Origin of the sequence: Massilia sp. YIM B02769 (assembly GCF_030411995.1) — a bacterium.
Taxonomy (GTDB): domain Bacteria; phylum Pseudomonadota; class Gammaproteobacteria; order Burkholderiales; family Burkholderiaceae_D; genus Telluria.
Window position 1 is genome coordinate 34,591 of sequence record NZ_JASNRC010000009.1, and the last position, 26,027, is coordinate 60,617.

General features: G+C 65.8%; 21 protein-coding genes. 15 read left to right on the forward strand and 6 right to left on the reverse strand.

Annotated elements, in window-relative coordinates:
• Window positions 1–106 precede the first annotated feature (106 nt).
• Window positions 107–1,018 (forward strand): hypothetical protein, encoded by a 912-nt coding sequence (locus QPK31_RS15475; protein WP_290423811.1) that lies wholly within the window; start codon window positions 107–109, stop codon window positions 1,016–1,018.
• Window positions 1,019–1,228: 210 nt separating this feature from the next.
• Window positions 1,229–2,920, forward strand: coding sequence for a tyrosinase family protein (locus QPK31_RS15480; protein ID WP_290423812.1), 1,692 nt, complete (start codon window positions 1,229–1,231; stop codon window positions 2,918–2,920).
• 258 nt (window positions 2,921–3,178) lie between these two features.
• On the opposite strand, the gene hemB is transcribed toward QPK31_RS15480, so the two are convergent.
• Together hemB and yihA are read right to left on the reverse strand one after the other, a co-directional pair.
• Window positions 3,179–4,192: a porphobilinogen synthase gene (hemB, locus tag QPK31_RS15485; protein ID WP_290423813.1), complete on the reverse strand. Its 1,014-nt coding sequence runs from the start codon at window positions 4,190–4,192 to the stop codon at window positions 3,179–3,181.
• A gap of 15 nt (window positions 4,193–4,207) precedes the next feature.
• On the reverse strand, window positions 4,208–4,927 hold the full coding sequence (yihA, locus tag QPK31_RS15490) for a ribosome biogenesis GTP-binding protein YihA/YsxC (RefSeq protein WP_290423814.1): 720 nt from the start codon (window positions 4,925–4,927) through the stop codon (window positions 4,208–4,210).
• Between the two features lie 176 nt (window positions 4,928–5,103).
• On the opposite strand from yihA, the gene QPK31_RS15495 reads away from it, so the two are divergent.
• From QPK31_RS15495 to QPK31_RS15515, 5 genes are all read left to right on the forward strand, one after another.
• Window positions 5,104–5,742 carry a cytochrome c gene (locus QPK31_RS15495; RefSeq protein WP_290423815.1) on the forward strand — a complete coding sequence of 213 codons (639 nt, stop codon included), beginning with the start codon at window positions 5,104–5,106 and terminating at the stop codon, window positions 5,740–5,742.
• Between the two features lie 103 nt (window positions 5,743–5,845).
• Window positions 5,846–7,939 (forward strand): cytochrome c biogenesis protein ResB, encoded by a 2,094-nt coding sequence (locus QPK31_RS15500; protein ID WP_290423816.1) that lies wholly within the window; start codon window positions 5,846–5,848, stop codon window positions 7,937–7,939.
• A 37-nt stretch (window positions 7,940–7,976) separates the two neighbouring features.
• A complete protein-coding gene (ccsB, locus tag QPK31_RS15505) occupies window positions 7,977–9,155 on the forward strand; it encodes a c-type cytochrome biogenesis protein CcsB (protein ID WP_290423817.1) in 1,179 nt (392 codons plus the stop codon).
• Between the two features lie 192 nt (window positions 9,156–9,347).
• Window positions 9,348–10,331, forward strand: coding sequence for a protein-methionine-sulfoxide reductase catalytic subunit MsrP (gene msrP / locus QPK31_RS15510; protein WP_290423818.1), 984 nt, complete (start codon window positions 9,348–9,350; stop codon window positions 10,329–10,331).
• Window positions 10,331–10,957: a sulfite oxidase heme-binding subunit YedZ gene (locus QPK31_RS15515; RefSeq protein ID WP_290423819.1), complete on the forward strand. Its 627-nt coding sequence runs from the start codon at window positions 10,331–10,333 to the stop codon at window positions 10,955–10,957. Before msrP ends, QPK31_RS15515 begins: the two co-directional genes overlap by 1 nt.
• A 32-nt stretch (window positions 10,958–10,989) precedes the next feature.
• Here the strand turns inward: QPK31_RS15515 and QPK31_RS15520 are convergent, their stop codons facing one another.
• From QPK31_RS15520 to QPK31_RS15530, 3 genes are all read right to left on the reverse strand, one after another.
• Window positions 10,990–12,807 (reverse strand): DUF4153 domain-containing protein, encoded by a 1,818-nt coding sequence (locus QPK31_RS15520; RefSeq protein ID WP_290423820.1) that lies wholly within the window; start codon window positions 12,805–12,807, stop codon window positions 10,990–10,992.
• A 79-nt stretch (window positions 12,808–12,886) separates the two neighbouring features.
• A complete protein-coding gene (gene lysA / locus QPK31_RS15525; RefSeq protein WP_290423821.1) occupies window positions 12,887–14,167 on the reverse strand; it encodes a diaminopimelate decarboxylase in 1,281 nt (426 codons plus the stop codon).
• 15 nt (window positions 14,168–14,182) lie between these two features.
• Entirely contained in the window at window positions 14,183–14,431 is a 249-nt protein-coding gene (locus tag QPK31_RS15530) for a lipoprotein (protein ID WP_290423822.1), read from the reverse strand.
• 39 nt (window positions 14,432–14,470) lie between these two features.
• Here QPK31_RS15530 and cyaY point away from each other — a divergent pair, with 39 nt between their 5' ends.
• Complete coding sequence (cyaY, locus tag QPK31_RS15535) at window positions 14,471–14,800, forward strand: iron donor protein CyaY (RefSeq protein WP_290423823.1); 330 nt, start codon at window positions 14,471–14,473, stop codon at window positions 14,798–14,800.
• A gap of 165 nt (window positions 14,801–14,965) precedes the next feature.
• Here the strand turns inward: cyaY and QPK31_RS15540 are convergent, their stop codons facing one another.
• Window positions 14,966–17,305 (reverse strand): penicillin-binding protein 1A, encoded by a 2,340-nt coding sequence (locus QPK31_RS15540; RefSeq protein WP_290423824.1) that lies wholly within the window; start codon window positions 17,303–17,305, stop codon window positions 14,966–14,968.
• 332 nt (window positions 17,306–17,637) lie between these two features.
• On the opposite strand from QPK31_RS15540, the gene QPK31_RS15545 reads away from it, so the two are divergent.
• From QPK31_RS15545 to aroKB, 7 genes are all read left to right on the forward strand, one after another.
• The gene (locus QPK31_RS15545; protein WP_290423825.1) at window positions 17,638–18,702 is read left to right on the forward strand and encodes a pilus assembly protein PilM; all 1,065 of its coding nucleotides are present in this window, start codon (window positions 17,638–17,640) and stop codon (window positions 18,700–18,702) included.
• Window positions 18,699–19,322 (forward strand): PilN domain-containing protein, encoded by a 624-nt coding sequence (locus tag QPK31_RS15550; RefSeq protein ID WP_290423826.1) that lies wholly within the window; start codon window positions 18,699–18,701, stop codon window positions 19,320–19,322. The genes QPK31_RS15545 and QPK31_RS15550 overlap by 4 nt, the downstream gene beginning before the upstream one ends.
• On the forward strand, window positions 19,319–20,005 hold the full coding sequence (locus QPK31_RS15555; protein ID WP_290423827.1) for a type 4a pilus biogenesis protein PilO: 687 nt from the start codon (window positions 19,319–19,321) through the stop codon (window positions 20,003–20,005). Before QPK31_RS15550 ends, QPK31_RS15555 begins: the two co-directional genes overlap by 4 nt.
• Entirely contained in the window at window positions 20,002–20,538 is a 537-nt protein-coding gene (locus tag QPK31_RS15560) for a pilus assembly protein PilP (protein WP_290423828.1), read from the forward strand. The genes QPK31_RS15555 and QPK31_RS15560 overlap by 4 nt, the downstream gene beginning before the upstream one ends.
• The gene (gene pilQ / locus QPK31_RS15565) at window positions 20,535–22,709 is read left to right on the forward strand and encodes a type IV pilus secretin PilQ (RefSeq protein WP_374045814.1); all 2,175 of its coding nucleotides are present in this window, start codon (window positions 20,535–20,537) and stop codon (window positions 22,707–22,709) included. Before QPK31_RS15560 ends, pilQ begins: the two co-directional genes overlap by 4 nt.
• A 152-nt stretch (window positions 22,710–22,861) precedes the next feature.
• Complete coding sequence (locus QPK31_RS15570; RefSeq protein ID WP_290423829.1) at window positions 22,862–24,256, forward strand: Ig-like domain-containing protein; 1,395 nt, start codon at window positions 22,862–22,864, stop codon at window positions 24,254–24,256.
• A gap of 124 nt (window positions 24,257–24,380) precedes the next feature.
• Window positions 24,381–26,021, forward strand: a complete 1,641-nt coding sequence (aroKB, locus tag QPK31_RS15575; protein ID WP_374045819.1) for a bifunctional shikimate kinase/3-dehydroquinate synthase AroKB — start codon at window positions 24,381–24,383, stop codon at window positions 26,019–26,021.
• Window positions 26,022–26,027 lie beyond the last annotated feature (6 nt).

Genomic DNA, 26,027 nt, shown 5'->3' on the forward strand with positions numbered 1-26,027 from the left:
TGTAAGCTGTGCAGCGCAACGCGGCTGTGCGCCGGGGACCCAAACCGGGTAGACTTCGGCTCACAGGCGCATTTCGCTGACCAGTTATCCGGAACTTGTATTGATTTTGCGTGACCATTCCCACACCTACGCCGAGCACAGCGATGTTTGCCAGCATTGCGGACAGCCGCTGCCCGGCGCCGTTGTGCCGACCTATGGCAAGCAAGGTCCGAATCGCACCGGCCTGGCGGTCACGATCGCCTTGCACTTGCTGCTGGTAGCGCTCTACTTCTACCAGCCCGAGCGCACCGAGAAAAAGGCCAAGCCCCCGAGCGGCGGCGAAGTCGTCTACGTCCAGCCGCTGGCGAAACCGCCGCCGCCCCAGGCCCAGTCGCCCGCGAAAACCAGTAAACCCTCGAAGAACCCGGCGCAGCCGCGGCCGACCACACCGCGCGTCGAGCGCCTGCCCGACACCATCACCCTGCCCGAGGAAAAGCCGCGTATCGTCGACAAGGTCGAGCCGCCGCCGCCCGAGCCGAAGCCGGAAGCCAAGCCGGAAGAAGCGCCGCCGATGGACATGGCCGAGTACATCGCCCGCAAGCGCGCCCAGCGCGGCGCGCCCGAGCCGAGCCAGTCGGAAGAAGAAAGCGAGGCCGCGCGCGGCACCCGCAATGCGCTGGCGAACATTGCCAAGATCAATAACCGCGGCCGCGACGACAGCGACGAGAGCGGCGGCATCTTCTCGATCTCGAACAAGACCTTCCATAGCATGGACCTGAAGTTCCGCGGCTGGAACCAGAACTTCAAGCGCCGCTGGCTGACCTCGGTGACGGTGGAGCAGGGCAACGAGCCCGATGTCGAGACCGCCGTGGTGAAGAAGATGATCGAACTGATCCGCCGCGAAAAGACCGGCGACTTCGAATGGGAATCGCACCGCCTGGGCAAGGTGGTGACGATGAGCGCGCGGCCGAAGGACACGGCAGAACTGCAGGCTTTCCTGATGAAGGAAATGTTCCCGAACTACAGTCCGCCGCGCTGACGGCAGCAGGCATTAACCGCCACGCCCCGTCCGGTGCGTGGCTTTTTTTCGTCCAGAAACGCGATCGGCGCCGCCGCGCACCGCTTCGGTGCGCCCCTTTGCGCTGCACCAGCGCCGCCCGGTTCAGACCGGCTAGGCTGGGACAGGACCGCCGCGCTCGCTGCAAGCGAGCGGGCGGCTATCCCTCCCTTCCCGCTACCGGAGCCTGCCATGCCCTTCATACCGAATCGCGTTACGAGTCCATCGCGCCGCCGTATCCTGCAATCCGCCGCCATCGCCGCTGGCGCCAGCCTGCTGCCCTTCGGCGCCAGCCTGGCCCAGCCGCCCGCGCGGGCACGCTGGCGCCGGCCGAATGCCTCGGGCTCGAAGATGGGCGTGCGCATGCTGGAAAGCTATGCACGCGCCGTGCGCGCGATGCTGGCGCTTCCGCCGGAAGACCCGCGCAACTGGTACCGCCAGGCCATCATCCACACCCTCGACTGCCCGCACGGCAACTGGTGGTTCCTGCCCTGGCACCGCGGCTACCTGGGCTGGTTCGAGCAGGTCTGCCGCGAACTCAGCGGCGACCCGCAGTTCGCCCTGCCGTACTGGGACTGGACCGCCGAGCAGCGCCTGCCCGAGGGCATGTTCGACGGCGTGCTCGACCCCAACCACAGCGCCTATGCCGGCACCGCGCCGGAATTCGAGGCGCGCCTGGCGGCGGCGGTGGCGAACTCGGGCTACTGGACCTCGCCCGGTGGCGTCTACACGCGCAACTCCCAGTATGGTCAACTGCTCGCGCGCAATGTGCGCTTCGATGCCGACCTGATGTTCGACATCCTGCGCGACCCGTCGGGCCGCCTGTTCTACGAGCAGCCCGGCGCGCGCGGCATCGTGCGCGAGCGGCCTGGTTTTTCGCTGGCGACTTCCGACGCGGTGGCGCCGGCCACCATCCGCGCCGCCCTCGATGCGCCCGACTTCGCCACCTTCGCCAGCCCGAAGAGCGCCAACCATAGCGTGTCGGCCGGCTTCGGCGTGCTGGAAGCGCGCCCGCACAATTCGGTGCACCGCTGCGTCGGCTCGCGCGACTGCAATTTCACCGAATCGCGCGGCTTCATGGCCGACATGCTGTCGCCGGTCGATCCGGTGTTCTTCCTGCACCACGCCAACATCGACCGGCTGTGGGACGTGTGGACGCGCCGGCAAGCGCTGCTCGGCCAGCCGACGCTACCGGCCGGCGTCGAGCTGCGCACCGAGCTGCCGGACGACCAGAAGTCGGCAGCGGAAAAGGCCACCGATTACTATCGCTGGGCGCGCGAACCGCTGCTGTTCTTCGTCGACGGCAAGGGTGCGCCGGTGGCGCAGACGCGGGCCGGCGACTACGAGGCGACCGGCTTCTTCGACTACGACTACGAGGCAGGGAGCGGCGAGGAAACGCTGCCGAAGGCATCCAGCGCAATGGCCCGCCCGCAACGGGTGGCGCGGCGCGTGTTCCCCGGTTCCGTGCTGAGCCGCGCGGTCGGCGGCGCGCGCCCGGCCACGGCCCAGGTGAAAGTGACGGCGGGCACGCTGGAAAGCGCGGTCGAGGCAGGGCAGACCGTGGTGGCGAACATCACCCTGAACTTCCCGCAGGCTTGCCGCGACCCTTACATCGTGATCCTGAACGGGCCGGAGAACCCGCACGGCATCGACGCCGGCAGCCCCTTCTACCTGGCGACCATCGTCATGTTCGGACACCGCGGTTCCTGCGGCGCGCTCAGCTTCGCGCTTCCGCTGGGCGCCAAGCTGAGCGGGGCGCGCGGGGCGGGATCGTCCGACGATGCGCTGCGGCTGCGGGTGGTGCCGATGCACGCGATGATGGGGCATCACGGGATGGACGAGGCCGATGTCGAGCTGGTGTCGGCGAACGTCGAGGTGTATTGAAGCTTGGATTGGGTCGGGTTCTGTAGGGTGGGCACCTGTGCCCACGCGGTATGGCACCGCCGCGTGTCGAAACGTCTGTACCGGATGAACACGATAGGCAACGCTCTGCTACCCGCCCTCACCCGCTCACGGCGCGACTATTCATCCGTACCATACCGCGTGGGCACAGGTGCCCACCCTACAACTACAACGGCAACGGCAAACGGCGAAAAAAACCGTGCAAAAGCACGGTTTTTATAAGCAGACTTCGCGAAGCGCTCAGGCTCCAGCTTTGAGCTTGCGCGCCACGTCCAGCGCGAAATAGGTCAGCACACCATCGGCGCCGGCGCGCTTGAAGGCCATCATCGATTCCATCATGACCTTGTCGTGGTCCAGCCAGCCGTTCTGGGCGGCGGCCTTCAACATCGCGTATTCGCCGCTCACTTGATAAGCGAAGGTCGGCACGCGGAACTCGTCCTTCACGCGGCGCACCACGTCCAGGTAAGGCATGCCCGGTTTCACCATCACCATGTCGGCGCCTTCGGCCAGGTCCAGCGCCACTTCGCGCAGGGCCTCGTCGATGTTGGCCGGGTCCATCTGGTAGGTGTTCTTGTCGGCCTTGCCCAGGTTGGCGGCCGAACCCACCGCGTCGCGGAAGGGGCCGTAGAAGGCCGATGCATACTTCGCCGAGTAGGCCATCAGGCGGGTGTGGATGAAGCCGCGCTCTTCCAGGGCATTGCGGATCACGCCCATGCGGCCGTCCATCATGTCCGACGGGGCGACGACGTCGACGCCGGCTTCGGCCTGGGCCAGGGCCTGGCGCGTCAACATGGCGATCGTCTTTTCGTTGACGATGTAGCCGGTCTCGTCCGGCAAGCCGTCCTGGCCGTGGGTGGTGTAGGGGTCGAGGGCGACGTCGGTGAGGATGCCGAGCTCGGGGAAGTGCTTCTTGAGTGCACGCACGGCGCGCGGCACCAGGCCGTCGGGATTCGTCGCTTCCACGCCGTCATAGGTCTTCAGCGAGGCGTCGATCACCGGGAACAGGGCCAGCACCGGGATGCCGAGGCTGACGCATTCTTCGGCGACCTTCAGCAGCAAATCGACCGAGACGCGTTCGACGCCCGGCATCGAGGCCACTTGCTGGCGCTGGTTTTCGCCGTCGAGGATGAAGACCGGGTAGATCAGGTCCGAGGCGGTAACGGTGTTTTCGCGCATCAGGGCGCGCGAGAAGGGGTCGCGGCGCATGCGGCGCATGCGCGTGTTCGGGTATTGGCCGGTAATGATGGAACTCATCGTGATCGCTTTCTATCAGGATTGGTCGGGGACCGGGTTGCCTTCCTCGTCGCCTGCAGCATCTTCATCGTTGCCGGACAGGCCGATCAACTCCTGGATCTTGGCGTCCGCTTCCTCGATACCGATCCGCTTCAGCGCGGAGAACAGCTGCACCGTGAAGGGGAAGCCTTCGCCTTCCTCGTCGACATAGCTGTCCAGGATACCTTTCGCTTCGCGCAGGATGTTGGCCTGCTCGTTGCGGTTCAGCTTGTCGGCTTTGGTGAGGATGCAGTGGATCGGCTTGCCGGTCGGGGCAAACCATTCCAGCATCTGCACGTCGAGGTCGGTGAAGGGGCGGCGCGAATCCATGATCAGCACCAGGGCCGCCAGCTGCTCGCGCCGCTGGACGTAGTCGCCCAGCAGTTTTTGCCAGTGCAGCTTGGCGTTGCCCGACACTTCCGCGTAGCCGTAACCCGGCAAGTCGACCAGCAGGGCCTGGATTTCCTCGACGATGGTCGGGTCCTTGCGGTGCTGGCCGACGTGGGCGCCGCCGATCGAAAAGTAATTGATGTGCTGGGTACGACCCGGCGTTTTCGACGCGAAGGCCAGGCCTTTCTGGTTCGTCAGGATATTAATCGCGGTCGACTTGCCCGCGTTGGAGCGGCCGGCAAAGGCGATCTCGGGAACCCGGGTGGACGGGAGATCACGCAGCTGGTTGACGGTCGTGAAGAAGCGGGCTTGCCAGAGTTTGGACATGGAAGAGAGGTGAAAAATGCAAGGAAATGAGGCGTGGAGGAAACAATCCTATTGTACAATAAGGGGTTATCAATTGTTTGCAACAGGTAAGTCCGCAGTACATATCAAACTGTTTTCGACTTTTTCAGGGTGCTCGAATGAATCGTGTGTCTGTATCGTCCGCTAGCGCGGTGTTCATGAAATCGTTGTTGCTTGCCACCCTGGCGTTCGGTTCCGCCGCCGGCGCTGCCGAAGCCCAGCCTGCCGTCGTGAAGGCCGATCCCGCGAAGGGCGCCACCCTGTACGAAAGCGGCGATGCCGCGCGCGGCTTGCCGGCCTGCCTGTCCTGCCACGGCGCCAACGGCAACTCGACCATCGTCGCGAACCCGAAACTCTCCGCGCAGTTCGAAGCCTACACCCACAAGCAATTGGTCGACTTCACGACGCCGCAGCGCAACAACCCGGTCATGACCACCTACGCCAAGATGCTGACCGAGGAAGACAAGCGCAACATCGCCGCTTACCTCGCCGTGCAAAAAACCAAGCCGGGCGCCGCGAAAAACAAGGACACCGTCGAACTCGGCCGCAAGATCTATCGCGGCGGCATTGCCGAGAAGGGCGTCGCCGCCTGCGCCAGCTGCCATGGCGCGAACGGCGCCGGCATCCCGGTCCAGTACCCGCGCCTGGCAGGCCAGCATCAAGATTACACCCTGGCGCAGTTGGCCGCATTCAAAAGCGGTGCGCGCGTCAACAGCCCGCAGATGTCGACTCTGTCGCAGCGCCTGTCGGACGCGGAAATGAAGGCCGTTGCCGACTACATCGCCGGCCTGCGCTGATCGGCATGCTCCACTCGTAAGGAAAGGGCGTCCAGCGCAAGCCGGCGCCCTTTTTGCTGTAAACTCGCGGCGCACCTGACCGCATGAGAAAGTAAGTCTGAGAATGAGCACCACGGGAATTGAACTAAAGACGCGCCGGCGCGCGCTGGCCGAAGCCGTCGAGCTGGTCTCATCGATGCGGTTTGCCATCAGCTTGCTGATGATCCTGGCGATTGCGGCGATCATCGGCACCGTCCTGCGCCAGGGCGACGCCATGCCGAACTACGTCAACCAGTTCGGTCCCTTCTGGTACGAAGTCTTCCGCAAGCTGGGCCTGTACACGGTGTACACGGCGTGGTGGTTCCTGGCGATCCTGCTGACCCTGATCGTTTCCACCGGCCTGTGCGTGGTGCGCAACGCGCCGAAGATGATGCGCGACATGCGCAGCTGGCGCGAGGGCGTGCGCGAAGAATCGCTGCGCAATTTCCACCATAAAAGCGAATGGAGCACGCCGCTGGATTATGTGGCCCTAGCCCATCAGAGTGCGAATCGCCTCGGTCACGCCGGTTACAAGGTGAAGGTGGTCGACAAGGGCCACGGCATCCTGGTGGCGGCAAAAAAGGGGGCCGGCAACAAGTTCGGCTATATCTTCGCGCACACGGCGATCATCGTGATCCTGCTGGGCGGCATGCTCGACTCCGAACTGCCCATCCGCTTCCAACAATGGTTCCTGGGTAAGACGCCGTATGCCGGCACTGGCGTGATTTCCCGGATTCCGGCCCAGCACCGCCTCGGCCTGGGCAACCCGACCTACCGCGGCAACACCCTGCTGGCCGAAGGCCAGACCGGCAACACCGCGATCCTGCCGCAGGCCACCGGCGTGCTGGTGCAGGACCTGCCGTTCGCCATCGAGCTCAAGAAATTCCACATCGATTTCTATTCGACCGGCATGCCGAAGCTGTTCGCCAGCGACGTCGTGGTGCACGACCGCGAGGCGGGCAAGACTTTCCCGGCCACCATCAAGGTCAACGAGCCGCTGATCTATAAAGGCGTGGCCGTCTACCAGTCGAGCTTCGAGGATGGCGGCAGCAAGCTGAAACTCACCGGTTTCCCGATGGCCGGCACCGAATCGAAGTCGTTCGATATTGCCGGCGTCGTCGGCAATTCCACCGAACTGAAGACACCGAGCGGCGCCTTTGCCGTCGAATGGTCGGGCTTCCGTCCCTTCAACGTCGAGAACACGGCCGCCGGCAATGACGTGCGCGCCGTCACCAAGGGCCAATCCTTCAACGAGCAGTTCGCGGCGACCCTGGGCAAGGCCTCGGGCTCGGCCGGCAAGAACGCCAACAACAAGGACCTGAAGAACGTCGGTCCGAGCGTGCAATACAAGCTGCGCGACCAGACCGGCCAGGCGCGCGAGTTCATGAACTACATGCAGCCGGTCACGCTCGAAGGTTCGCAAGTCTTCCTGGCCGGCGTGCGCACCAGCCCCGCCGAAGGCTTCCGCTTCCTGCGCATCCCGGCCGACGACAACTACAGCGTGCGCGAATGGATGCGCCTGCGCGCCGCGCTCGCCGATCCGGCCTTGCGCGCCCAGGCCGCCGCGCGTTATGCAGCGCGCGCACTGGCGCCGGAACAGGCGGCCCAGGCCGGCTTCGGCGACCAGCTGCGCCAGTCGGCCGAGCGCACGCTGGGCATCTTTGCCGGCGACGACACGCCGGGCGGCTTTGTCGCCGTGGCCCAGTTCCTGGAAAAGATTCCGGCGGCCGAGCAGGAAAAAGCGGCGAACGTCTTCATCAAGATGCTGAACGGCGTCTTGCTGGAGTTGTGGCAGGTGGCGCGCGCGAAAGACGGCGAAGCCCCCATCGCGCCGAGCGACAAGCATGGCCGCTTCCTGCAGCTGGCGACGAATGCGCTGTCCGACAGCTTCTTCTACGGCGCGCCGGTCTATTTGCAGCTCGACGAGTTCCACGAAGTCAAAGCCTCGGTGCTGCAGGTGACCCGTTCGCCGGGCAAGAAGATCGTCTATCTCGGCTGCGTGCTGCTGGTGGCGGGCATCTTTGCGATGTTCTATATCCGCGAGCGCCGTTTGTGGGTGTGGGTGCGCCAGGACGGCGACGGCGCCCACGCGCTGATGGCGATGAGCACCCAGCGCAAGACTTTGGATTTCGAGAAAGAATTCGCCGACCTGGCAGCCAAGCTGCCGCAATCGGCGTAAGCTGGCGCTGCCAGTACAAGCAGGCATTGGAGAAACTATGGAAGCATCCCGCCCAACCCCGCCCCGTCCCGTACTCAAGGACGGCGTCTACACCGAAGCGCCCGGCTATTTCCGCCGCTTGACGGCGACCGACTGGCTGTTCGGCGCCGGCCTGCTGGCCGCGGCCCTGTTCGCGCTGAACCGCTACGCCCACTTCATGGACGGCTACGAGCGCGCGATCTTGCTGCTGTCGGCGCCGACCTTTGCCGCGCTGGGCTGGCACTGGAAGCCGGTGCGCTGGCTGATGCCGGTCGTGGCCCTGCTGTCGCTGTGGGCGATCTCGATGTACGACGGCTCGCTGGCCGCGGCCGAGCAGAAATTCTTCCTGAAGTACATGCTGTCGAGCCAGTCGGCCATCCTGTGGATGAGCGCGCTGTTCGTGTTCTCGACCGTGTTCTACTGGATCGGCCTGCTCAGCCGTTCCGGTTCTGGCGCCGCGATCGGCTCGCGCCTGTGCTGGGCCGCCGTGGTGCTCGGCTTTACCGGCATGATGGTGCGCTGGTTCGAGTCCTACCTGATCGGGCCGGACGTCGGCCATATCCCGGTGTCGAACCTGTACGAGGTGTTCATCCTGTTCGCGATGATCACGGCGCTGTTCTACCTGTACTACGAAGAGCGCTATGCCACGCGCCAGCTGGGCGCCTTTGTGCTGCTGATCATTTCGGCAGCCGTCGCCTTCCTGCTCTGGTACACGGTGTCGCGCGACGCCGCCACCATCCAGCCGCTGGTGCCGGCCCTGCAAAGCTGGTGGATGAAGATTCACGTACCGGCCAACTTCATCGGCTACGGCACCTTTGCCCTGGCGGCGATGGTGGGCACGGCTTACCTGCTGAAAGCCAATGGCATCCTGGCGGACCGCCTGCCGTCGCTGGAAGTGCTGGACGACGTGATGTACAAGGCCATTTCGGTCGGCTTCGCCTTCTTCACGGTGGCCACCATCCTTGGCGCGCTGTGGGCAGCCGAGGCCTGGGGCGGCTACTGGTCCTGGGACCCGAAGGAAACCTGGGCGCTGATCGTCTGGCTGAACTACGCGGCCTGGCTGCACCTGCGCCTGATTAACGGCCTGCGCGGCAAGATGGCGGCCTGGTGGGCGCTGGTGGGTTTGCTGGTGACCACGTTTGCCTTCCTGGGCGTGAACATGTTCCTGTCGGGGCTGCACTCATACGGCGAGTTGTGATTTCCAGAGTGTCGAACGGTGGTTGAACGCGTGGACGGCGAAGCCGTCCACCCTACGGTAGGGTGGACGGGTTTCCCGTCCACGCGTCGATAGTTAGCTCAAACACCCCACAACATCACCGATCGGCCAAGCGCCCGACGGTTCCGCAGGCAATGGTGTAAGGTACAACTTCGATTGCCTGCGGAGTTCCCGATGTTGATCAAACAAAATCCCAACGGCCTGGACCGGCCGTTCGCATCCGAAATCACCCCGCGCGAGGTGTACGAAGAGCGGCGCAAGTTCATCGCGCGCATGGCCGCCGGTGCCGCCGTCGGCAGCGCGCTGTGGGAAATGGCGAACCGCGAGGCTTTCGCGCAGAACGCCGCCCCGGTGCAGAAGCTGGCCGCCAAAGCCAACCCGGCCTTCTCCACCACCGAACCGCAGACCTCGCTGCGCGACGCCACCCACTACAACAATTACTACGAATTCGGCCTCGACAAGACCGACCCGGCCGAGAACGCGCACACCCTGCGCACCCGGCCCTGGACGGTGGCCATCGAAGGCGAGGTGAAAAAGCCGCTGCGCCTGGACATCGACAGCCTGACAAAACTGGCGCCGCTCGAAGAACGCATCTACCGCCTGCGCTGCGTCGAGGGCTGGTCGATGGTGATTCCCTGGGTCGGCTACTCGCTGTCGAACCTCATCAAGGCGGTGGAACCGACCGGCAACGCCAAGTACGTCGAATTCACCACCCTGGCCGACCGTTCCCAGATGCCGGGCCTGCGCAGCGGCGTGCTCGACTGGCCCTACGTGGAAGGCCTGCGCATGGACGAAGCCATGCATCCGCTGGCGCTTCTCACGGTCGGCATGTACGGCCAGGTGCTGCCGAACCAGAACGGCGCGCCGGTGCGCGTGGTGGTGCCCTGGAAGTACGGCTTCAAGTCGCCGAAGTCCATCGTGCGCATCCGCTTCACGCGCGACCAGCCGAAGACGGCCTGGAACGTGTCGGCGCCGCGCGAATACGGCTTTTATTCGAACGTGAACCCGAAGGTCGACCACCCGCGCTGGTCGCAGGCCACCGAGCGCCGCATCGGCGAGGACGGCTTCTTCAAGCGCAAGCGCGACACGCTGATGTTCAACGGCTATAACGAGGTCGCTTCGCTGTACGCGGGCATGGACCTGAAAAGGTTCTTCTGATGGCGGCGGCGGGTCCTTCGGCAAAACAGATCACGGCGATCAAGGCGGCGCTGTTCGTGCTGGCGCTGCTGCCTTTCCTGTGGAGCGGCTGGCAGGTCGTGGCCGGCGTGCCGGTCGATCCGCTGGCCTACATCACGCACCAGAGCGGCGACTGGGCGCTGTACCTGCTGTGCATCACGCTGGCGGTGACGCCGCTGCGCCGCCTGACGGGCTGGAACTGGATCGTGAAACTGCGGCGCATGCTCGGGCTGTTCGCCTTTTTCTATGCGCTGCTGCACTTCATCGCCTTCTTCTGGTTCGATCATTTCTTCGATGTCGCGTCGATGCTGCGCGATGTCGCCAAGCGGCCCTTTATCCTGGTCGGCTTCATCGCTTTCGTGCTGCTGATTCCGCTGGCGGCGACCAGCACCAACGCCATGATCCGGCGCCTGGGCGGCAAGCGCTGGCAGTGGCTGCACCGGCTGATCTACCTGATCGCGCCGCTCGCCGTGCTGCACTTCTGGTGGATGAAGGCGGCCAAGAACAACCTGGCGCAGCCGATGCTGTTTGCCGCGATCGTGGCGCTGTTGCTGGCGCTGCGGGTGTACTGGAGCCGGGTCAAGGCGCGGGCGGCGGTGCGGGCTTGAGCGGAAGCGCTCGCCGCCTGCGCTTCTGCCTGTTACCCCTCGCAGCCTTCGCGCAGGTTGCGGGCTGGCTGGAGCTGGTAGCGGGTGCCGCCCAACACGACATCGGGCAGTGCCGCCGCGATGGTGTGGGGCAGTGCGTCCGGCGCGGCCTTGCCGGCCTTGTCGCACTTGATCGGCACCAGTTCGGCGATGAGCTGCCAATGCCCTTCGGCGTTTTCGTGTGCCACCCGTGCCCCGCGCCCTGAATCGTCGGCGATCACCACTTCGGCCCTGCCGTCGCCGGTCACGTCGAGCAGGTAGGCATGGCAGCGCATGCCGCTGAGAAACATGCATTCGGGTACCGGCACGGGGCTGTTCTGGTTCATCCAGTCCGTGGCCAGGAAGCTCTGCGGCAGGCGCGTGCCCGCGGGCAGGACCGTCAGGTTGGCGCTCAGCGTGGCCGGCTTGAAGAGGGTGATCTCCGGGGTGATCTCCGTTTCCCAGTGCGACTGCATGGCCTGCACGGCGGCGATCCGCTTGCGCAAGGCATCGTCATGCTGGCGCGCCGCCGCACCGTCGAGTTCCGCCAGCGCCGCCTGGCCAAAGCGTTTTCCCTCGAAGCGCAGGTAGACCAGGTCGAATTCGTCGATCTTGATCTTGCCCGCTTCCAGGCGCGCCAGCTGGCTGTTCACCGACACCCGGGCCGGATCGAGCAGGGGCGAAAACAGTAGCAGCACCGTGCCCAGCACCACGAAGGCGGTGGCGATGTTCACCGGCGCCAGCAGGGCCAGCCAGCCCTTGCGCAGCGCCGCCGCAGCGTAGCCGATGGCATAGCAGCTGGCGACCAGCATGCAGGCGGCGGCGACGATGCGGTCGACCGTCCAGCCATGCTCGCCCACGCGCAGCGCCAGCGCGTAGATGGCAATCGCGGTCAGCGGCACGGGCAGCAGGGCCGCCACGCGGGCGCTCAGGCGGATGAGGCGCACCACCGGTGCACTGCCGTTCTGCCAGGCCGCGTTGATGAGGATGACCAGGGCGGCGTCGGCACACAGCAGCACGGCGGCGGCCGAGCGCGTGGCCCAGAGCGGTTCCAGGCCGGTGAACGGCAGGCTGGCGAGGAAACCTGCGACGATCAGGGTCAGCACCGGCAGGATCCACGACGCCAGCATCAGCAGCAGGCCGCGGATGCCCTGCACGATGGCGGGGCGCACGTCGGTCAGGTGCATGGCGCTGGAAAAGGCAAAGGCCGTCACCGGAATGCCGAACCAGGGCTCGCGGATCAGCTTCCACAAGAAGTCGATCTTCACCAGCCTGAACAGTTCGGAGCCCAGCAGCAGGGCAGCCCAGGCGATGCCGACGAACAGGCCGCTGAACGCGAGCTGCACGCCCAGCTTCCAGGCGATTTCGAAATACGTGGCATAGGCGGCAATGCGGCGCCGGTCGTGCGCGCCGGACAGCACAAGGGCATGGGCAATGAACAGGCTGGCCACCAGGAAGGTGCACAACTCGCCCGAGGGCATGGTCACGTGCGAGTCATGCCAGCGCTCCGGCATGCTGCCCATGCGCCAGATGTCGTACACCGCCAGCGCCGCCACCAGGACCGCGGCCGTGGACACCCAGGCCAGCACCTGGCGCCGCGTCAGGTGGCCAAGGCCGCTGATCAGGAGGACGGGCGCGAACAGCGTCACCAGCAGCACCGGCGCAAACAATAGGGGTTCGATGGCGGGCCAGACGTCGTAGTCGGCGACCAGGTAGAGCAGGTAGAGGATGAGGCCCTGGACCAGACCGATGCCGGTGCGCAGCAGGGCGATGCGTGGCATGGCGGGCGATTCGGATGCCGGCGCGGCGCCGGGCTGGACAGCTGCGTGCATAAAAAATGCTCCGGAAGTTTATCCGGAGCATCCTAGCATCTTACCAAGCCGTCAACGCACGCCGGAGGCAAGGAAGGCTTTATTTCAGCATCGATTCCAGCGCATACAGCTCGGCCGGCTCTTCGCGGCGGCGCACCAGGTGCATCTGCTCGCCGTCGACGATCACCTCGGCCGCGCGGCCGCGGGTGTTGTAGTTCGAGGCCATGGTCATGCCGTAGGCGCCCGCGCTCATCATCGCCAGCAGGTCGCCCGGCTGGACGGCCAGTGCGCGTTCGCGCGCCAGCCAGTCGCCCGATTCGCACACCGGGCCGACCACGTCGTACAGTTCCGGCACGTCGCCGGTGCGCGGCGCGACCGCCTTCATGTCCATCCAGGCGCCGTACAGGGTCGGGCGCATCATGTCGTTCATGGCGGCGTCGATGATGCAGAAGTTCTTTTCCACGCCCGGCTTCAGGAATTCCACGCGGGTCAGCAGCACGCCGGTGCTGGCGACGATCGAGCGGCCCGGTTCGAAGATCACCTTCACCGCGCGGCCTTCGTGGCGCGCGGCGCGCCAGGCGTCGATGCGCGCGAACAGGCGGCCCAGGTAGTCGCCCACCGGCACCGGCGGCGCATCGCCGGCCGCCCCGTAGTCGACGCCGATACCGCCGCCGATGTCCAGGTGGTGGATGTGGATGCCTTCGGTGTCGAGGGTGTCGATCAGTTCGATCAGCTTGTCGAGCGCTTCGAGCAGCGGCGCGTCGTCGAGCAGTTGCGAGCCGATGTGGCAGTCGATGCCGACCACGTCGAGATTCGGCAGGCTGGCGGCGGTGCGGTAGGTGGCCAGCGCATCGTCGAAGGCGACGCCGAACTTGTTTGCTTTCAGGCCGGTGGCGATATACGGGTGGGTCTTGGCGTCGACGTTCGGGTTCACGCGCAGCGACACCGGCGCGCGCTTGCCCATGCTGCCGGCCACTTCGTTCAGGCGGTGCAGTTCCGGGATCGATTCGACGTTGAAGCAGAGGATGCCGTGTTCCAGCGCCAGGCGCATCTCGGCCACGGTCTTGCCGACGCCCGAGAAGATCACCTTGCCCGGGTCGCCGCCGGCCGCGATCACGCGCAGCAGCTCGCCGCCCGAGACGATGTCGAAGCCGGCGCCTTCACGCGCCAGCAGGTCGAGGATGGCCAGGTTTGAATTGGCCTTCATGGCGTAGCAGACCAGGGCGTCGCGGCCGCGGCAGGCGTCGGCGTAGGCGGCGAAGTTCTCCAGCAGGGCCGACTTCGAGTAGACATAGGTCGGGGTACCGAATTCCTCGGCAACGCGGGACAGGGGAGTGCTTTCGGCATGCAGGACGCCGTCTTGGTACGAAAAGTGCGACATGAATCTCGGTGGATCTTATTGTTGAGGAGGGACGTTGGTCGGCGACGGCTGGGCCGTGCCGGCGCCTGGCGATGGCGGCGTCGACTGCGCCGGGGCTGCAGCCGAAGCCGGCGTGGCGAGCGGCGTGGCGCCCAGCGTCGCATTGGCCGGCTTGGCTGGCGGCGTCGGCATGTAGAGCGGGCCGGTCTGGCCGCAACCGGTCAGGGCCGACGCGGCCAGCGCGAGCAGCGCGGCAGCGGGAAAGAGCGCAGTAGGTGACTTCACGATTAGAATCACGGTTTGATCAAGACCTTGGAGTGTAGCATGACCGAAACCGAATTTTTGGACCTGGCCGAATCGACGCTGGACCGTATCGAAACCTGCTTCGACGAGCTGAACGACCAGGACGTGGTCGACGTCGAATGCAAGCGCAGCGGCAACGTGCTCGAGATCGAGTTCATTGCGAACGGGTCGAAGATCATCGTCAACAGCCAGGCGCCGTTGAAGGAGATGTGGGTGGCGGCGCGGGCCGGTGGCTACCACTACAAGCGGGTAGGCGACGAGTGGAGGAATACCCGGGACGACAGCGAGATGTTCACGGCGCTGTCGGATCTGGCGACGCAGCAGGGTGGGGCGCCGGTGAAGCTGGGCTGATCCAACGCGGCTTGCCGGGGTGCGTAGGGTGGACGGGTCTCCCGTCCACGCGTTCAAGGAACGTTTGCTATTCCCGGAATTCAACGAAGGTTTGCCATTCCCGGCACCGCGATTGATCCCATTGCGCCTGAACGCGTGGACGGCGGAGCCGTCCACCCTACAACATCAGAACAGTTCGTTCCTCACCGCGTCCTGCGCCTTCTGCTGCGCCGGCGCCGGCGGTACGCCCACATCGAGCGACTGCACGCCCGTTCCCGGCGGGTTCTCCACGTAGTAGTAATCCCCTTCCGCCATGATCAGCCCCGGCGGTACCGTACGCTCTTCCACCGGCACGCCCTTCAGCGCGGTCTGCATGTAGCCGATCCAGATCGGCAGGGCCAGGCCACCGCCGGTTTCCTTGTTGCCCAGGTTCTTGGGCTGGTCGTAACCCATCCAGGCGATGCCCACCAGCTTCGGCTGGTAGCCGGCAAACCAGGCGTCGATCGAGTCGTTGGTGGTGCCGGTCTTGCCGGCGATGTCGGTGCGCTTCAGCGTGGCCGACGCCTTGGCTGCGGTGCCGTAGCGCGCCACGTCCTTCAGCATCGAGTCCATCAGGAAGGCGTTGCGCGCATCGATCACACGGTTCGCTTCCACGCCGGCGCGTTCCGGACGCGCTTCCGACAACACCTTGCCCGCGCTATCGGTCACCTTCGAGATCAGGTAAGGGCTGATGCGGTAGCCGCCGTTGGCGAACACGGCGTAGGCGCCGGCCATCTGCAGCGGCGTGGTGGCGCCGGCGCCCAGGGCCAAAGTCAAGTATGGGGGATTCCGTTCGGCGTCGAAGCCGAAGCGGGTCGCGTATTCCTGGCCGTAGCGCGCACCGATGCGGTTCAGGATGCGGATCGAAATCATGTTCTTCGATTTCGTCAGGCCGCGGCGCATCGTCATCGGGCCTTCGTAGCGGGCGTCGTAGTTCTTCGGCTCCCAGGCCTGGCCGCCGGTCTGGCCGGCGTCGAACGAGATCGGCGCATCGTTCACCAGCGTCGACGGCGACAGGCCGCGTTCCAGCGAGGCCGAATAGATGAAGGGCTTGAACGAGGAACCCGGCTGGCGCCAGGCTTGCGTCACGTGGTTGAACTTGTTCCGGTTGTAGTCGAAGCCGCCCACCAGCGCCTTGATCGCGCCGTCCTCGGTGCTGGCCGCCACGAAGGCCGATTCGACTTCCGGCATCTGGGTGATCTTCCAGGCCGAGGTTCCGTCCTGCATCACGCGGATCAGGGCGCCGCGACGGATGCGGCGGTTCGGCGCGGCCTTGGCGGACAGCCAGCTTGAGGCGAACGACAGGCCTTGGCCGGTAATCTTGATTTCTTCTCCGGACGCCAGCACCGCCGTCACCTGCGACGGCGAGACCTGCAGCACCACGGCGGCCACGATGTCGTCGCTGTCCGGCTTCTCGGCCAGTTCCGCCTCGATGGCTTCATCGGCCTCGGTCTTGTTGCTCGGGATCTCGATATAGGATTCCGGGCCGCGGTAAGGGTGGCGCCGCTCGTAATCCATCACGCCACGGCGCACGGCCAGGTAGGCCGCGTCCTGGTCGGCCTTGGTGATGGTGGTGAACACGTTCAGGCCGCGCGTATACGTGTCTTCCTTGAACTGCTCGTAGACCAGCTGGCGCGCCATCTCGGCCACGTATTCGGCGTGCACGCCGAAGGCCGTGCTGTCGGACTTGATCTTCAGTTCCTCGGCCTTGGCGGTCTCGAACTGGGCGTCGGTGATGTAGCCGAGCGAATGCATGCGCTGCAGGATGTACTGCTGGCGCGTGCGGGCGCGGGTCGGGTTCACGACCGGGTTATAGGCCGACGGGGCTTTCGGCAGGCCGGCCAGCATCGCCGCCTCGGCCACGCTGATGTCCTTCAGGTCCTTGCCGAAGTAGATCTGGGCCGCCGACTGGAAGCCGAAGGCGCGCTGGCCCAGGTAGATCTGGTTCATGTAGACCTCGAGGATCTGGTCCTTGGTGAGGTTCTTCTCGATCTTCCAGGCCAGCAGGGCTTCATACGCCTTGCGTTTGAGGGTCTGTTCGCTGGAGAGGAAGAAGTTGCGCGCCACCTGCTGGGTGATGGTCGAAGCGCCCTGGCGCGCGCCGCCGGTGGCGTTGTGCAGGGCAGCACGCAGCACGCCCATGTAGTCGACGCCGCCGTGCTGGTAGAAGCGGTCGTCCTCGATCGACAGCACCGCCTTCTTCATGACGTCGGGGATGTCCTTGAAGCGCACCAGGGTCCGGCGCTCTTCGCCGAATTCGCCGATGAGGACGTTATCGGCCGTGAAGATCCGCAGAGGCATCTTCGGGCGGTAGTCGGTAATGGTGTCGAGGGCCGGCAAATTCGGGTAGGCCATGGCCAGGGCAAAGACCACCAGCAGCACGCCGGTCAGGGCCAGGCCGGCGAGGGCGCCGACCGACCACAGGACCAGGCGCCTGGCGCTGAATTTGTTCGGAGAGGAAGACTTGGAATCGGATTTGGATTTCATGGCGTTCACATTGTTGATCCATCTCATTATAAGACAGGGGCTTTTGTGGCGGTACGAAGTCAAGAGGACAAGCGTCCGGCGCAGGATCCGATAGCAGTCCGACAAAGCCTGTTTCCAAGTCTCTAACGAGTGTGGCATAGGCGCGCCGGATTGTAGTGTTCCTGTGCAGAAATATCTTGTCGGCCCGCACCCTTATTGCTACGATTTAACGTGTTGCCTCATATATGTGCAATAAATTGCCATTTTTTGAGGACATTTCAAGCAATGACTTCCCCAACGCGGGCGTTCAACAATCGTTCTGCCCAGGCAGACAGCAGTGAGGGAGTACGCTCGTGATCAATCTAGGTTCCCTGTTCGGCAAGTCGGACCCGCCCCTGGCCGGTCTCGACATCAGCACGTCCGGACTGCGCCTGGTGGAGCTGGCCGACGCCGGCAAGGGTGCAGTGCGCCTGGAGCGCCATGCGTTCGAAGCGCTGCCGCGCGGCGCCGTCGTCGACGGCAATATCGAGAATTTCGACCAGGTGGCCGAGGCCGTGCGCCGCATCTGGAAAAAGAGCGGCACCCGTGCCCGCAACGTCGCGCTCGGCATGCCGCCGGCCGCCGTCATCACCAAGAAAATCATCCTGCCGGCCGGCATGGGCGAAGACCAGCTCGAAGTGCAGGTCGAGTCCGAGGCCAGCCAGTACATCCCGTTCGCACTGGATGAAGTCAGCCTCGACTTCGACGTGGTCGGCCCGGCGGCGAACTCGCCGGACGACATGGAAGTCATGCTGGCCGCCGCACGCCGCGAAAAGGTGGAAGACCGCGTGGCGATCGCCGAAGCGGCCGGCCTGGTGGCCACCGTGATGGACATCGAATCCTACGCCGCCCGTGCCGCCCTGGAGCGTGCACAAGGCGCCGGCAAGGACAAAATCGTGGCCCTGTTCCAGATCGGCGCCAGCATGACGCAAGTGTCGGTGCTGCTCGACGGCGACACCGTCTACGAGCGCGAGCAGCCTTTCGGCGGCCACACGCTGACCCAGGACATCGTGCGCACCTATGGCCTCTCGTATGAAGAAGCCGAGGCGCGTAAAAAAGCCGGCGACCTGCCGGAGAACTTCCGCGCCGATTTGCTCGCGCCCTTCCTGGAAAGCGCCGCGCTGGAAGTGACGCGCGCGATCCAGTTCTTCTACACCTCGACGCCCTATACCCGCATCGACCAGATCTGGCTCGCCGGCGGCAACGCCATGCTGCCGGGCCTGGTGGAACTGGTCGGCGGACGCACGCGCATCCCGACCGCGCCGGTGGCGCCCTTCGAGGGCATGCTGCTGGCCCCGGGCGTGCGCGAACAGCAGTTGCGCCAGGAAGGCCCCGCCTACCTGGTTGCCTGCGGCCTGGCCCTGCGGAGGTTCGGATGATCCGGATTAACCTGCTCCCGCACCGGGAAGCGAAACGCAAGCAGAAGCAGAAGGCCTTTGTCGCCATGCTGGTCCTCGGTGCCCTGCTGGGCGGCGCGGTGGTGCTGCTGGTGGGCGGCTGGAACGCCAGCCGCATCGCCATCCAGGAACAGCGCAACCTGGCGCTGAAGAACGAGAACGCGAAGCTCGACAAGAAGATCAAGGACATCGCCACCCTGAAGGAAGAGATCGAGGCGCTGAAGTCGCGCCAGCAGGCGGTCGAAGACCTGCAGGGCGACCGCAACCAGCCGGTCTACCTGCTCGACGAACTCGTGCGCCAGACCCCGGACGGCGTCTACCTGAAGTCGGTGAAACAGGATGGCCAGCGCGTCACCCTGAACGGCTTCGCCCAGTCGCAGGAACGCGTGGCCGAGCTGCTGCGCAACCTGTCGGGCCAGTCGCCCTGGCTGGAGCTGCCCGACCTGACCGAGGTGAAGGCGGCCACGCTGACCCAGAACAAGCTGGCGCGCAAGGCCGTCGAGTTCACGCTGGCGGTCAGCATCAAGCGCCCGCGCGAAGCCGAGGAAGGTGACGACAACAAGAGCCCTGCCGTGGCGGCGAAGGACGGAACCAAGCCATGAACATCGACTTGAAACAATGGAGCGCCGACCTGTCGGCCCAGTTCGAGGGCCTGCAGGGACGCCAGCCCGGCCAGTGGCCGCTGGCGCCGCGCCTGCTGTGCGCGGCCGGCGTGATGGCGCTGGTGATCGTGCTCGGCTACTTCGTCTACTGGCAGGGCCAGTTCGAGACCCAGGACGCCGGCGCCGCCCGCGAAACCAAGCTGCGCAAGGAATACAAGGACAAGATCGCCCAGGCGGTCAACCTGGAGGCGCTGCAGGCGCAGAAGGCGCAAGTCGACCAGTCGGTCGAGCGCCTCGAGAAGCAGTTGCCGAGCAAGGCCGAGATGGCGGCGCTGCTGTCGGACATCAACCAGGCCGGCGTCGGCCGTGGCCTCGCGTTCGAGCTGTTCCGCCCGAACCAGACCGTGGTGCGCGACTACTACGCCGAACTGCCGATCGACATCAAGATCAGCGGCAGCTACCACGACCTCGGCGCATTCGCCGCCGACATGGCGCACCTGCCGCGTATCGTCACGCTGAACAACATGTCGATCGAGACCAACAAGGACGGCAGCCTGACGCTGGACGCCATCGCCAAGACCTTCCGCTACCTCGACGCCGAGGAACTGGCCGAGCAGCGCGCCGCGCGCCTGAAGGCGAAGGCAAACGGCAAGGGCAAGAAGGGCAAGGGGGCCAAGAAATGAAGATGAGCCATGGCTTGCTGGTCCTGTTGCCGGCCCTGCTGCTGGCCGGCTGCGGCGACAGCGACGTGCGCGAAGTGCGCAGCTGGATGGACCAGGTAAAAAACGACACGAAGCCGAAGGTGAAACCGCTGCCGGCCTCGAAGGAATTCATCCCCTATGCCTACAACCAGCAGGGGGCGGTGGACCCGTTCAGCCCGGCCAAGATGGCCGATGCCGGCTTGCTGGCGCAGGCGCGCAGCGCGCTGCAGCCGGATTTGAACCGGCAGCGCGAGGCGCTCGAAGCCTACCCGCTCGACACGATGGCGATGGTCGGCATGATGCAAAAAGGGGGAACCAGCTTCGCCCTGCTGCGCATCGAGAACAGCATCTACCGCGTGCGCGCCGGCCAGCACCTGGGCCAGAACTTCGGCCTGGTGACGCGGGTGACGCCGGCGGCGGTGGAAATCAAGGAAATGGTACAGGACGCTAGCGGCGATTGGGTCGAGCGCATATCGAAGCTGGAGTTGCAGGAAAGTAAGGAGACCGGGAAATGACCCAATTTGCAATGAACAGCGGCGCGGCGCGCTTGTTGCCGGGCTGGCTGTTGCGCGCCGGCGCGGTCCTGGCCATGGTGCTGGGTATGGGCATGGCGCAGGCGCAGGAGAATGCGATCGAATCGATCAGCGCCAACCAGCAGGGCGCCAACGTAGTGCTGAACATCGCCATGCGCGACGCGCCCGCCAAGCTGCCGCTCGGCTTCGCGATCACGAATCCGGCCCGCATCGCCCTCGACTTCGGCGCCACCGCCAATGCCACCGGCAAGAGCACCCACGACATCAACCTGGGCGACATGCGCAGCGTGAACGTGGTGCAGGCCGGCGAACGCACGCGCCTGGTGCTGAACCTGAAGCGCACCGTCGGCTACAGCGCCGCCATCAGCGGCAAGTCGATCCTGGTGACCGTGGAAGGATCCGGCGCCGGTGCGGCCCCGGCCCAGCAGGTGCAAACCGCGGCCGTATCGGATGCGCGTCCTGCCGCTCGCCCGCCACTGCGCAACCTCGACTTCCGCCGCGGCAGCAACGGCGAAGGCCGCGTCGTGGTCGACCTGCCGAACAACCAGACCGCGGTCGACGTGCGCCAGCTCGGCAACCGCGTCCAGGTCGATTTCCTGAACACCGGCCTGCCCGAATCGCTGCGCCGCCGTCTCGACGTGAGCGACTTCGGCACCCCTGTCTCGCGCGTGACCACCAGCGCGCAAGGCCAGAACGTGCGCATGGTCATCGAAGCGCAGGGCCAGTGGGAGCAATCGGTCTACCAGAGCGAAACCCAGCTGGTGGTCGACGTGCGCGCCGTGAAGGAAGACCCGAACAAGCTGGGCGGCCCGCAGGGCTTCCGCGGCGAGAAGATCAGCTTCGACTTCCAGAACATCGAAGTGCGTGCCGCGCTGCAGGCGGTGGCCGACATCTCGGGCCTGAACATCATCGCCAGCGACTCGGTGGCCGGCAGCCTGACCCTGCGCCTGAGGGAAGTACCGTGGGACCAGGCGCTCGACGTCATCCTGCAATCGAAGGGCCTGGACATGCGCAAGAACGGCACCGTGCTCTGGATCGCGCCGAAGGAAGAGCTGCTGATCAAGGAAAAGCTCGAGCTCGAGCAGCGCGCGCAGATTTCCGACCTCGAGCCGCTGCGCTCCGAGATCTTCCAGCTGAACTACCAGAAGGCCGAGTCCTTCCGCACCGTGTTCGGCCTGGATGCGGCCACCGGCGCCGCCGCCGGCGACAACCGCAACCGCGTGCTGTCCAAGCGCGGCAGCGCCATCATCGACCCGCGCACGAACCAGCTGTTCGTGACCGACATCGCTTCGAAGATCGAAGACATCCGCATGCTGATCCAGAAGACCGACGTCGCCTCGAAGCAGGTGCTGATCGAAGCGCGCCTGGTGGAAGCGAACGATGGCTTCTCGCGCAACCTGGGCGCCAAGATCGGCTTCAACGATGCGCGCAATGCCGCCGGCGGCGATGCCGGCTACGGCGTGGGCGGCAACAACCGCCTGGCCCTGAGCGGCAGCCTGGCGGGCGCCGGCGCGGTCACCGGCCAGTCCAGCGGCAGCACCTTCGACAACTCGACCCTGGTGAATTTGCCGGCGGCGGCGATCGGCGGCATCAACGCGCCGAGCCTGGCCTTCAGCCTGTTCTCCTCGTCCGACAACCGCTTCCTGAACCTGGAACTGTCGGCGCTGGAAGCCGACGGCAAGGGCAAGATCATCTCCAGCCCGCGCGTGGTCACCGAGGACAAGATGGTGGCCGTGATCGAGCAGGGCATCGAGCTGCCTTACCAGGTGGCCTCGAGCAGCGGCGCGACCTCGATCGAATTCAAGAAGGCGAACCTGCGCCTGGAAGTGCTGCCGCAGATCACCCCGGACGGCAACGTGGTGCTGGAAGTCGATGTCAGCAAGGATTCGAAGGGCGAGGAAACCCGCGCCGGTTTCGCCATCAACACCCAGCACGTGAAGACCAAGGTGATGGTCGAGAACGGCGGCACGGTGGTGCTCGGCGGGATCTACCAGCAGACCGAGCGCAGCAACGAGAGCAAGGTGCCGCTGCTGGGCGACGTGCCGGTGCTGGGCTACCTGTTCAAGACCCAGGGCCGCGAAAGCGCGAAGACCGAACTGCTGGTCTTCATCACGCCGAAGATCGTGGCCGACCGCGCGGCGGTGTCGCGCTGACCGGGAAGACGCGGCAGGCACTGCCTGCACGAGTTTGATGTTTGCACAGCGACGCCGTCAAAACGCGTCGCTGTGCTGTTTCAAGGGCAGGGCCGTATGCCGGCTGCATGACCGACGACCAATCACCAACAACAGAGAAAAACCGAACGACGATGCAGCACTCTTCCAAATCTTCTTCGCCTGCCTCGCCCCTGCGCCTGGCGGCCCTCGGCCTGATCACCGCGGCGGTCCTGAGCGCCTGCGGCGGTGGCGGCGGCAATCCCGGCGGGGTGGCCGCACCCGGCGCCGGCAGCGGCACGGGCACGCCGGGCACGGGCGTCACGCCCGGCACCGGTACCGGCACCGGCGGCAGCACCAGCCCGACGACCCCCGCGGCAGCGCCGGCCACGGTGCAGTTCATTTCGGCCGATCCGAGCGAGAAATCGATTGTGATGCAGGGCCAGGGCGGCATCAACCGGACCGAAACGGCCACCCTGAAGTTCAAGGTGCTGGATGTTTACAACCGGCCGCTTGCCGGCCAGGCCGTCAACTTTTCCGTGTCGGTGCCTGCGCTGGTCAGGCTGAACCAGGCGTCGGCGACGACCGATGCGAATGGCGAAGCCAGCACCACGGTCAATTCCGGCACGGTGCCGACCACCTTCCGCGTCATCGCCACGCTGCCGAACACGGGCGGTACCAGCGGGGCGAACATCTCGACCACGTCGGATTCGATCGTCGTGACCACCGGCCTGCCGGTGCAGCGCGCCTTCTCCCTCAGCGCGGCCAAGTACAACCTCGAAGGCTGGGCGCACGACAGCAGCCCGACCCAGCCCGCCACCACCATCCAGGTCCTGGTTGCCGACAACTTCGGCAACCCGGTACCGGACGGCACCCCGGTCATCTTCCAGACCAACATGGGTTCGGTCGGCTCGTCCGACAAGGGCGGCTGCAATACCGTCAACGGCGGCTGCAGCGTCGACTTCCGTGTGCAGGCGCCGCGCACACCCACCCCGGGCTTGCCGGCGACCCCGTGCAATACCGGCCCGGGCACGACCCCGGACAATGCCCGTCCGGGCCTGGCGACCATCTGCGCCAGCAGCACCGATGGCGCCACGACGATCTTCGGCCGGATCAACCTGTTCTTCGGCGACAGCACCGTGGGCAGCGTGTACCTCGACCGGAAGCCCGTCGACATGACCGCAGGCGTGATCGATCTGGGCACCCAGGGCTCGGCCGCACCGAAGGTATTCGAGCTGCAGTTCAATGACCTGAACCTGAATCCTTTGCCGTTTGGAACCACCGTCGCGGTGACCAACATGGTGGGCGGGACGGCGGCGGCGGTCGTGCCGGCGACGGTGCCGAACATCTTCCCGCGTACCGCGGACGGGAAGGAACTCACCGACGCCAATGTGAATACGGCCCTGGGATCGCGCCATACCTTCTCGGTCTCGAACCCTGCCGGCAAGGACTGCACGGCGCCCCTCACGTCGACCTTCGATGTCACCGTCACCACGCCGGGTAACGATGTGACCACGATTCCGTTTAAACTGACGTTCAGCTGCCCATAAGCGGAACACCGCGGCGGGACACCGCAACAACAGGCGGCCAGGCTAGCACTGGCCGTTTGTCTTTTTAGACGAGCTGAATATCGTGCCCGAGGCGTACAGTAACAACATCTTTCTGGTCGGGCTGATGGGGTCCGGCAAGACCACCATTGGCCGGCTCCTGGCGCGCCGGTTGGGCCGGCGCTTTGTCGATTCCGACCATGCGATCGAGGCCCGCACCGGCGCCTCGATTCCGTGGATCTTCGAGATCGAAGGCGAGGCGAGCTTTCGCCGCCGCGAAGCCGAGATGATCCGCGAGCTCACCGGCCAGGAAGGCATCGTGCTGGCCACCGGCGGCGGCGCCGTCCTCGACCCCGCCAGCCGCGCGCTGCTGGCCGAGCGCGGCACCGTGATCTACCTGCGCGCCGGCATCGGCAGCATCCTGCAGCGCACCTCGCACGACAAGAACCGTCCGCTGCTGCAGACGGCCGACCCGCGCCGCAAGCTCGAGCAGCTACTGGCCCAGCGCGAGCCGCTGTACCGCGAGATCGCGGACCTCGTCATCGATACCGGCCGACCTAACGTACAATCGATGGTCCAGACTATCCTAGAACAGCTGGACGCGCTCGCAGCCGGGCGCGCCCGGCGCGCGAAGGCGGCATCGATGAACCAGGCAGCAGAACACAACGCAACACAACTCACCCTCAACGTGGAGCTCGGCGAGCGCTCGTATCCGATCGCGATCGGGCCCGGCCTGCTGGCCGACCCGGCGGCGCTGGTGCGCCACGTCGGCGGCCACAAGGCGGCCATCGTCACCAACACCACCGTGGCTCCGCTCTACCTCGAGCGCATCGCCGCGCCGCTGCGCGCGGCCGGCAAGGAAGTGGTGGAAATCGTCCTGCCGGACGGCGAGGAACACAAGCAGTGGGGCTCGCTGATGGCGGTATTCGACGCCCTGCTGGCCAACAAGTGCGACCGCAAGACCACGCTCATCGCCCTCGGCGGCGGCGTGATCGGAGACCTGACCGGCTTCGCGGCGGCCAGCTACATGCGCGGCGTGCCCTTCGTGCAGATCCCGACGACCCTGCTGGCCCAGGTCGATTCCTCGGTCGGCGGCAAGACCGGCATCAACCACCCGCTCGGCAAGAACATGATCGGCGCCTTCTACCAGCCGCGCGCGGTGCTGGCCGATACCAGCACCCTCGACACGCTGCCGCCGCGCGAGCTGTCGGCCGGGCTGGCCGAGGTGATCAAGCACGGCGCCATCCTGGATGGCGAATTCTTCGACTGGATCGAAGCCAACATCGCACGCCTGGTGGCGCGCGACCCGCAGGCGCTGGCGCATGCGATTGCCCGCTCCTGCGAGATCAAGGCCGACGTCGTGCGCAAGGACGAACGCGAAGGCGGCCTGCGCGCGGTGCTGAACTTCGGCCACACTTTCGGCCACGCGATCGAGGCCGGCCTGGGCTACGGCGCCTGGCTGCATGGCGAAGCGGTCGGCTGCGGCATGGTGATGGCGGCCGACCTGTCGCAGCGCCTCGGCCTGATCGACGCGGCCAGCGTCGCGCGCCTGCGCAAGCTGGTGGCGGCGGCCGGCCTGCCGGTGGTGGCGCCGGACCTGGGCGCCGAACGCTGGATCGAGCTGATGGAAGTCGACAAGAAGAACGAGGGCGGGGCGATCAAGTTCATCTTGCTCAAGCCGCTGGGCAGCCCAAGCATCACGAGCGCGCCGCAGGACGTATTGCGCGCCACGCTGGCCGCCTGCATCGTGCAGGACACACCGGAGTGAGGAGGA

Coding starts and splice junctions, on each gene's coding strand:
- QPK31_RS15520 (WP_290423820.1), bottom strand. CDS start 12,807: ATGCACGCAGCTGTCCAGCCCGGCGCCGCGCCGGCATCCGAATCGCCC.
- QPK31_RS15555 (WP_290423827.1), top strand. CDS start 19,319: ATGAACATCGACTTGAAACAATGGAGCGCCGACCTGTCGGCCCAGTTC.
- QPK31_RS15515 (WP_290423819.1), top strand. CDS start 10,331: ATGGCGGCGGCGGGTCCTTCGGCAAAACAGATCACGGCGATCAAGGCG.
- cyaY (WP_290423823.1), top strand. CDS start 14,471: ATGACCGAAACCGAATTTTTGGACCTGGCCGAATCGACGCTGGACCGT.
- QPK31_RS15550 (WP_290423826.1), top strand. CDS start 18,699: ATGATCCGGATTAACCTGCTCCCGCACCGGGAAGCGAAACGCAAGCAG.
- aroKB (WP_374045819.1), top strand. CDS start 24,381: ATGGGGTCCGGCAAGACCACCATTGGCCGGCTCCTGGCGCGCCGGTTG.
- yihA (WP_290423814.1), bottom strand. CDS start 4,927: ATGTCCAAACTCTGGCAAGCCCGCTTCTTCACGACCGTCAACCAGCTG.
- lysA (WP_290423821.1), bottom strand. CDS start 14,167: ATGTCGCACTTTTCGTACCAAGACGGCGTCCTGCATGCCGAAAGCACT.
- msrP (WP_290423818.1), top strand. CDS start 9,348: ATGTTGATCAAACAAAATCCCAACGGCCTGGACCGGCCGTTCGCATCC.
- pilQ (WP_374045814.1), top strand. CDS start 20,535: ATGACCCAATTTGCAATGAACAGCGGCGCGGCGCGCTTGTTGCCGGGC.
- QPK31_RS15480 (WP_290423812.1), top strand. CDS start 1,229: ATGCCCTTCATACCGAATCGCGTTACGAGTCCATCGCGCCGCCGTATC.
- QPK31_RS15560 (WP_290423828.1), top strand. CDS start 20,002: ATGAAGATGAGCCATGGCTTGCTGGTCCTGTTGCCGGCCCTGCTGCTG.
- QPK31_RS15495 (WP_290423815.1), top strand. CDS start 5,104: ATGAAATCGTTGTTGCTTGCCACCCTGGCGTTCGGTTCCGCCGCCGGC.
- QPK31_RS15570 (WP_290423829.1), top strand. CDS start 22,862: ATGCAGCACTCTTCCAAATCTTCTTCGCCTGCCTCGCCCCTGCGCCTG.
- QPK31_RS15500 (WP_290423816.1), top strand. CDS start 5,846: ATGAGCACCACGGGAATTGAACTAAAGACGCGCCGGCGCGCGCTGGCC.
- hemB (WP_290423813.1), bottom strand. CDS start 4,192: ATGAGTTCCATCATTACCGGCCAATACCCGAACACGCGCATGCGCCGC.
- ccsB (WP_290423817.1), top strand. CDS start 7,977: ATGGAAGCATCCCGCCCAACCCCGCCCCGTCCCGTACTCAAGGACGGC.
- QPK31_RS15540 (WP_290423824.1), bottom strand. CDS start 17,305: ATGAAATCCAAATCCGATTCCAAGTCTTCCTCTCCGAACAAATTCAGC.